Source organism: Aminobacter sp. P4_D5, from assembly GCF_056401815.1.
The window spans coordinates 1-5,449 of the sequence record NZ_JBFUIP010000261.1 but is presented as its reverse complement, the minus strand read 5'-3'; the positions used below and the strand labels follow the sequence as shown (position 1 = coordinate 5,449).

General features: G+C 62.4%; 7 protein-coding genes and 1 pseudogene. 5 read left to right on the top strand and 3 right to left on the bottom strand.

The features are described from left to right. Window positions 1-151, bottom strand: a pseudogene (locus tag AC1DWF_RS29915) (IS481 family transposase); the annotation flags it as partial. Window positions 152-282: 131 nt separating this feature from the next. Between AC1DWF_RS29915 and AC1DWF_RS29910 the strand changes: the two are divergent. Then, on the top strand, window positions 283-1,161 hold the full coding sequence (locus tag AC1DWF_RS29910) for a dienelactone hydrolase family protein (protein ID WP_476784309.1): 879 nt from the start codon (window positions 283-285) through the stop codon (window positions 1,159-1,161). A 36-nt stretch (window positions 1,162-1,197) separates the two neighbouring features. On the opposite strand, the gene AC1DWF_RS29905 is transcribed toward AC1DWF_RS29910, so the two are convergent. Together AC1DWF_RS29905 and AC1DWF_RS29900 are read right to left on the bottom strand one after the other, a co-directional pair. Next, window positions 1,198-1,395: a hypothetical protein gene (locus tag AC1DWF_RS29905; protein WP_476784308.1), complete on the bottom strand. Its 198-nt coding sequence runs from the start codon at window positions 1,393-1,395 to the stop codon at window positions 1,198-1,200. Between the two features lie 148 nt (window positions 1,396-1,543). Next, window positions 1,544-2,023 (bottom strand): thioesterase family protein, encoded by a 480-nt coding sequence (locus tag AC1DWF_RS29900; protein WP_476788565.1) that lies wholly within the window; start codon window positions 2,021-2,023, stop codon window positions 1,544-1,546. A 112-nt stretch (window positions 2,024-2,135) separates the two neighbouring features. Here AC1DWF_RS29900 and AC1DWF_RS29895 point away from each other — a divergent pair, with 112 nt between their 5' ends. From AC1DWF_RS29895 to AC1DWF_RS29880, 4 genes are all read left to right on the top strand, one after another. Next, window positions 2,136-3,551, top strand: a complete 1,416-nt coding sequence (locus tag AC1DWF_RS29895; protein WP_476784310.1) for an FAD-binding oxidoreductase — start codon at window positions 2,136-2,138, stop codon at window positions 3,549-3,551. Between the two features lie 173 nt (window positions 3,552-3,724). Next, window positions 3,725-4,180, top strand: coding sequence for a GNAT family N-acetyltransferase (locus tag AC1DWF_RS29890; protein ID WP_476784306.1), 456 nt, complete (start codon window positions 3,725-3,727; stop codon window positions 4,178-4,180). 76 nt (window positions 4,181-4,256) lie between these two features. Beyond that, on the top strand, window positions 4,257-4,781 hold the full coding sequence (locus tag AC1DWF_RS29885) for a hypothetical protein (RefSeq protein WP_476784305.1): 525 nt from the start codon (window positions 4,257-4,259) through the stop codon (window positions 4,779-4,781). A gap of 299 nt (window positions 4,782-5,080) precedes the next feature. Continuing rightward, window positions 5,081-5,449: AsmA family protein (locus AC1DWF_RS29880; RefSeq protein WP_476842414.1), on the top strand; the 369-nt coding region annotated here is incomplete at its 3' end.

The following is a 5,449-nucleotide window of genomic DNA, read 5'->3' as shown; positions in this document are numbered from 1 at the left end:
CGGCCACCGAAGTCCGCTCCCGCCATTTGGCGACGGTCTTCTGGTTGATTCCGTAGCGTTTCGCCAGCGCCCTCAGGCTCTCTTGACTATGCTGTATCGCTCGACGGACCGCCTCTGTCGTCGTGGCGCTCCCATGAAGAACCTGGCCCATAGTGCATCCCCTGTTTCGGCCAACAAGGATGCCCCATCAAAGCCTGGGATCAAACACCTAGGCGGACAAACTGCCTGGCAGGCGGCAAGGTGGGCCGTTCGTCAGGCTACAGCAACAAAGGGGAGCACGACATGACCGGACCTGCCATCACCCAGGCGATGATCGACGCCTATGACGAATACACCCAGCTGACGCTCGACCGGCGCGGCTTCATGGAGAAGCTGACCAGGCTCGCCGGCTCGGCTGTAGCCGCAGCAGCAATTGCGCCGCTGCTCTCGGCAAGTCCGGCCAGGGCGGCAATCGTCGCCGACGACGACAAACGACTCCAGGGCGAAGATATCACCTATCTTGGCGCATCCGGCGAGATGAAGGGCTATCTGGTTCATCCTGCCGGTCAGTTGGGCAAGCTGCCGGCCGTGATTGTCATCCACGAAAACCGGGGGCTCAACGCGCATATACGTGACGTCGCGCGGCGGATCGCGCTGGAAGGATTTGTCGCGCTGGCACCTGACTATCTGTCGCCGCTTGGCGGAACGCCTGCTGATGAGGACAAGGCGCGCGAGATGTTCGCCGAGATGAATGCCGCCCAAACGGCAGCGAATGGAGTGGCGACCGTTGCATTTCTGAAAGGGCACGAATTGTCCACCGGCAAGGTTGGGGCAGTGGGCTTTTGCTGGGGCGGCGGCACCGTCAACACGCTTGCAATCAATGCGCCTGATCTGGCGGCCGGTGTCGCCTATTATGGCGGTCAACCCAAGGACGAAGCTGCGATCGCACGGATCAAGTCTGCGCTGCTGCTGCACTATGCCGGTAAGGACGACCGCGTGAACGCCGGGATCGACGCCTACAAGGCGGCGCTGCAAAAGACCGGCAAGGACTTCCAGATCTACATTTACGAAGGGGCGCAGCACGCCTTCAACAACGATACTTCGGAAGCTCGCTACGACAAGAAAGCGGCTGATCTGGCCTGGAGCCGGACCATCGCGTTCCTTAGGGAAAAGCTGGCCTGACCAAGCAAACGCCGCCTGGGCCCTCTTTTGATGTGCTCAGGCAACGCCGCGCTTGGAGCGGGCCTCGCGCAAGATGACGCGCCAGCGCAGCATCTCGATCGGGATCGGGCCGTTGTTGTTGGCGATCTCAAACAGCTCGTTGTTGATGTTGCGGAGCGAACGCCAGAAATCATAGTCGCTGATGCGCGGATCGCAGGCGAGCTTGTTGGCCGTCGTTTCGATGTCAGTTTGCATGCCTTGCCTCAAGCCGTCCGGTGCCCGCCGCCGCGACTCAACTTCGCTGCGGGGGATTGTCGGAGGGCAGCGAGGGGCGATCAACGAACCTCAGGCTGTGGCGCCGGTTATAAACAGGTAAGGTTAATCGCCTGTGGCAGGTCCGCCACTATGCCGGCTTGCGCCTGATGCCGATGCCGCGGCCAGCCCGCTCGGGCATGGGCAATGAAGCGTGGGCCGCGCGCATCGCCTCGATATTGGCCAGGATATCCCCGGGGAAGGGGGCAACCTTGGGGCCGTTCATGTCGACATGCAACGCCAGATACTCGGAGGTCGCGGCCAGCCAGCCGTCGACATGACGCAATTCCTGGTAAACCCGCAGGCGCTTGTCGTCATGGTCGAGCAACTGGAAGCTTGATGTGACGCGATGGTCGAGATGGAGTTCCTGCACATAGCAAACGTGCACCTCGGCGGTGTAGATGGTGAGTTGCCTGTCGCGGACGTAAGCCGCGCCCATGCCGAGCAGATCTAGCGCTTCGTCGCTGCAGCGGTCGAACAGCACGTTGTAATAGGCCATGTTGAGGTGGCCGTTATAGTCGATCCAGCCTTTTTCTATCTCCATGACGCTGGAAACGAATGGCACTGACATGGCGTGATCCTTGTTGGTCGATTGTAGCGCTGGACAAACCGGCTGGGCTGGCAGATTACCGCAGCATAAGGTGCCGACAAGGCGCCAAGCTGTTCTATTCGCGGAGGAAATGATGGCTCTGAGCGACCTGAAGACGATGGCGCGCAACGAGGCGGGGATCGTGGCCGCGCTCGGCATTCTCAAGCAGGCATTCGGCGAGCGCTTCCAGACTGGCCAGGCAATCCGTGAGCAGCACGGCCACACCACCACCTATCTGCCCAACCAGGCGCCCGATGCGGTCGTGTTCGTTGAAAGCACCGCGGATGTGCAGGATGTCGTTCGCGTGTGCGCGCAACATCGCGTGCCGGTCATCGCCTTCGGCACCGGCACGTCGCTCGAAGGCCACGTCAACGCGCCGGCAGGCGGCATATCGGTCGACACCTCGCGCATGGACAAGGTGATTTCGGTCAATGCCGACGATCTCGACTGCACGGTGCAAGCGGGCGTGACGCGTGAGGCGCTGAACACCTATCTGCGCGACACAGGGCTGTTTTTCCCGATCGATCCGGGCGCCAATGCCAGCCTTGGCGGCATGGCGGCGACGCGCGCTTCGGGCACCAATGCGGTGCGCTACGGCACGATGCGCGAGAACGTTTTGTCACTCAGGGCCGTCATGGCCGACGGCAGCGAGGTGGTGACGTCGCACCGGGCGCGGAAAAGCTCGGCGGGCTACGACCTGACTCGGCTGCTGGTAGGGTCGGAGGGAACGCTCGGCATCATCACCGAGATCACGCTCAAGCTGCAGGGCATTCCGCAGGCGATTTCGGGCGGCGTCTGTCCGTTCCCGAGCGTCGAAGCGGCATGCCAGGCGGTGATCACGACCATCCAGATGGGCATTCCGGTGGCCCGGATCGAACTGGTCAACGCGTTGCAGATGCGGGCGATGAAGAATTACTCCAAGCTCGATTATCCCGAAAGCCCGTGCCTGTTTCTCGAATTCCATGGTTCCGATGCCGGCGTTGCCGAGCAGGCGGAGAGTTTTGGCGAGATCGCCACTGAGTATGGCGGCGGGCCGTTCCTGTGGACCACGGTTGCCGAAGAGCGGGCAAAATTGTGGAAGGCGCGGCACGACGCCTATTGGGCGTCGCAGACGCTGCGGCCCGGTGCGCGGGCATTGTCGACCGATGCCTGCGTACCGATCTCGCGGCTTGCGGAATGCATTGCCGAGACAGAGGCCGACATCGAGCGGCTGGGGCTGGTAGCGCCCATCGTCGGCCATGTCGGCGACGGCAATTTCCATACGCTGGTGCTGATGGATCCCAACGATCCCGCCGACATCGGCCGCGCCGAGGAGTTCGTCAAGAGGCTGGCCGAACGGGCGATTGCCATGGACGGCACATCGACTGGCGAGCACGGCATCGGCCAGGGCAAGATGGGGCTGATGGAGCGCGAGCACGGTCATGGGGTAGCCGTGATGCGGGCGATCAAGGCAGCACTCGATCCGCACAACATTCTCAACCCGGGCAAGATCCTGCCGCTGGCGGAATAGATCTTGCGACGTTGACGGACGGGTGCGGTGCTGGTAGTTCGGCGCCGTCCAACAAGGGATTTTATGCKCAGAGACTTCAATCGCTGAAGCGTCAGCCAAGTGCTGATGGGCCGAAAGGCCAACGCGGGCGCTTGCGCGCCTTTCTCTGATACGCACATTCCTAGGATACTTCCATGAAACACGCTCACGGCGCGAAGATTCGCGCCTATTCCGACACGACCGACCGCAACCGCCTGGCCGACATCTGGCTCGAGGCCTCGCGCGTTGGCCATCCGTTCCTCACCGAGGCGGAGCTGCTCGACCAGCAGGCCAAGGTAAGGGAGATCTATCTGCCCCAAGCCGAAAACTGGGTGGTCGAAATGGACGGCGAGCCAGCTGGCTTCATCGGCCTGATTGACAGCTTCATCGGCGGGCTGTTCGTCGACCCGGCAGCTCACGGCCATGGCCTCGGCAAGGCCCTGGTACTGCATGCGGCAGCGCTCAAGGGCTCGCTCGACGTCGAGGTCTATGCCGCGAACGAAGCCGCCACAGCCTTCTACCAGCGCATCGGCTTCGTCGAGACATTGCGGCGTTCGCACGACGACGAGGGTCTCCCGCACGAAGTGATCCGGATGCGCCGTCCGGCTTGACCCAGCGGCACTTTGGTCGGACAGTTCGGTCGCCCCAGTTGATGGGGCGGCCGGATTGGCGAAGCGAGGGCTAGATATGGCAATGTCGCGTAAACATGAGGCTCGGGCGTTGAGCGATGACGAACGCGAGCTGGTGCAGAAGTCGCATCATCCGGAAGTGCAGGATCTCTCCGACGCCGAGCTCCACCAGTTGGTCAAGACGGTGCGTGAAAGGCGCGACAAGGCGCAGACGGAAGCCCACCGCAGGCGGCGCGAAATGCGGGGCAAAGCCGCCCCCAAGGGCGCGCAGCCATCGAAAATGGATGCCGGCAGCAAGGCCAAGCTGGAGGTTCTGGCGATGAGCATGCGGCGGCTGAACGGCGAGCTTGAACGCCGGCGGCAACTCGCAGCCCGGATCGATCTCGTCGAGAACGCACGCCATGCACTGGCGCTGACCAAGCAGAAGAAGCCCGCACGCGGCGCCGATTTCAATACGCGGCAGGCGCATCTGGGCATGCGGGCGGTGGAAAACGCCAAGGCCAAGAGCCTGGTGCGGCCGATGGAGCGCGGACGTCTGCGCAAGGCGGCTGCCGTTTCACAAGCCAAGCGCGACGCTAAGTAGAGAGTTTCAGGTGAGGCCGGCCTGCAAATGGCTGATACCTGCGCTTCCGGTACTCACGTGCATGAATGTAGGTTCCGTTCCGGTTCTCGGAATCCGTCATTTTCGGCTCGGCCTGACCTGAAACTGGGCATCCCCCTTGGTCCCGATAGACGGGCTGATGCGTTTAACGGGATCGCTTTTCGCGGGACAGGCTGTTGCACGGCGTTGACGTGCAGCAGTGCACAGCCCAACATGCCACCAAATGACCACGCTCCTGCGGTTAGACGCCTGGGACGCAATGAAAGATTTGCCCCGAGGCAATGCTCGCTCGCCTGTTTGTGATATTCGGTGGACTGTTCGTGCTGGCGCTGTGTGCGGCGCTGGTGGGGCCGTATTTTATCGACTGGTCGGGCTACAAGGCCGATTTCGAGCGCGAGGCGAGTGCGATCCTCGGGCGCAAGGTGACGGTGCAGGGTGATGTGACGGCGCGAATCCTGCCGTTTCCTTCGGTCACCTTCTCTGATGTCACTATGGGTGGCGGAGCCAGCGGCGACAACGCGATGACCGTCGAGACATTCTCGATGGATGCCGAGCTTGCACCCTTGCTGCATGGCGAATTCCTGATCTACGATATGCGGCTGGTGCGGCCCAAGGCGGTGATCGACGTGGCTGCCGACGGTGTGGTCGAC

Excerpts from the sequence above, each read along its gene's own strand:
- AC1DWF_RS29910 (WP_476784309.1), top strand. The coding sequence starts at position 283 with ATGACCGGACCTGCCATCACCCAGGCGATGATCGACGCCTATGACGAA.
- AC1DWF_RS29895 (WP_476784310.1), top strand. The coding sequence starts at position 2,136 with ATGGCTCTGAGCGACCTGAAGACGATGGCGCGCAACGAGGCGGGGATC.
- AC1DWF_RS29905 (WP_476784308.1), bottom strand. The coding sequence starts at position 1,395 with ATGCAAACTGACATCGAAACGACGGCCAACAAGCTCGCCTGCGATCCG.
- AC1DWF_RS29885 (WP_476784305.1), top strand. The coding sequence starts at position 4,257 with ATGGCAATGTCGCGTAAACATGAGGCTCGGGCGTTGAGCGATGACGAA.
- AC1DWF_RS29900 (WP_476788565.1), bottom strand. The coding sequence starts at position 2,023 with ATGTCAGTGCCATTCGTTTCCAGCGTCATGGAGATAGAAAAAGGCTGG.
- AC1DWF_RS29890 (WP_476784306.1), top strand. The coding sequence starts at position 3,725 with ATGAAACACGCTCACGGCGCGAAGATTCGCGCCTATTCCGACACGACC.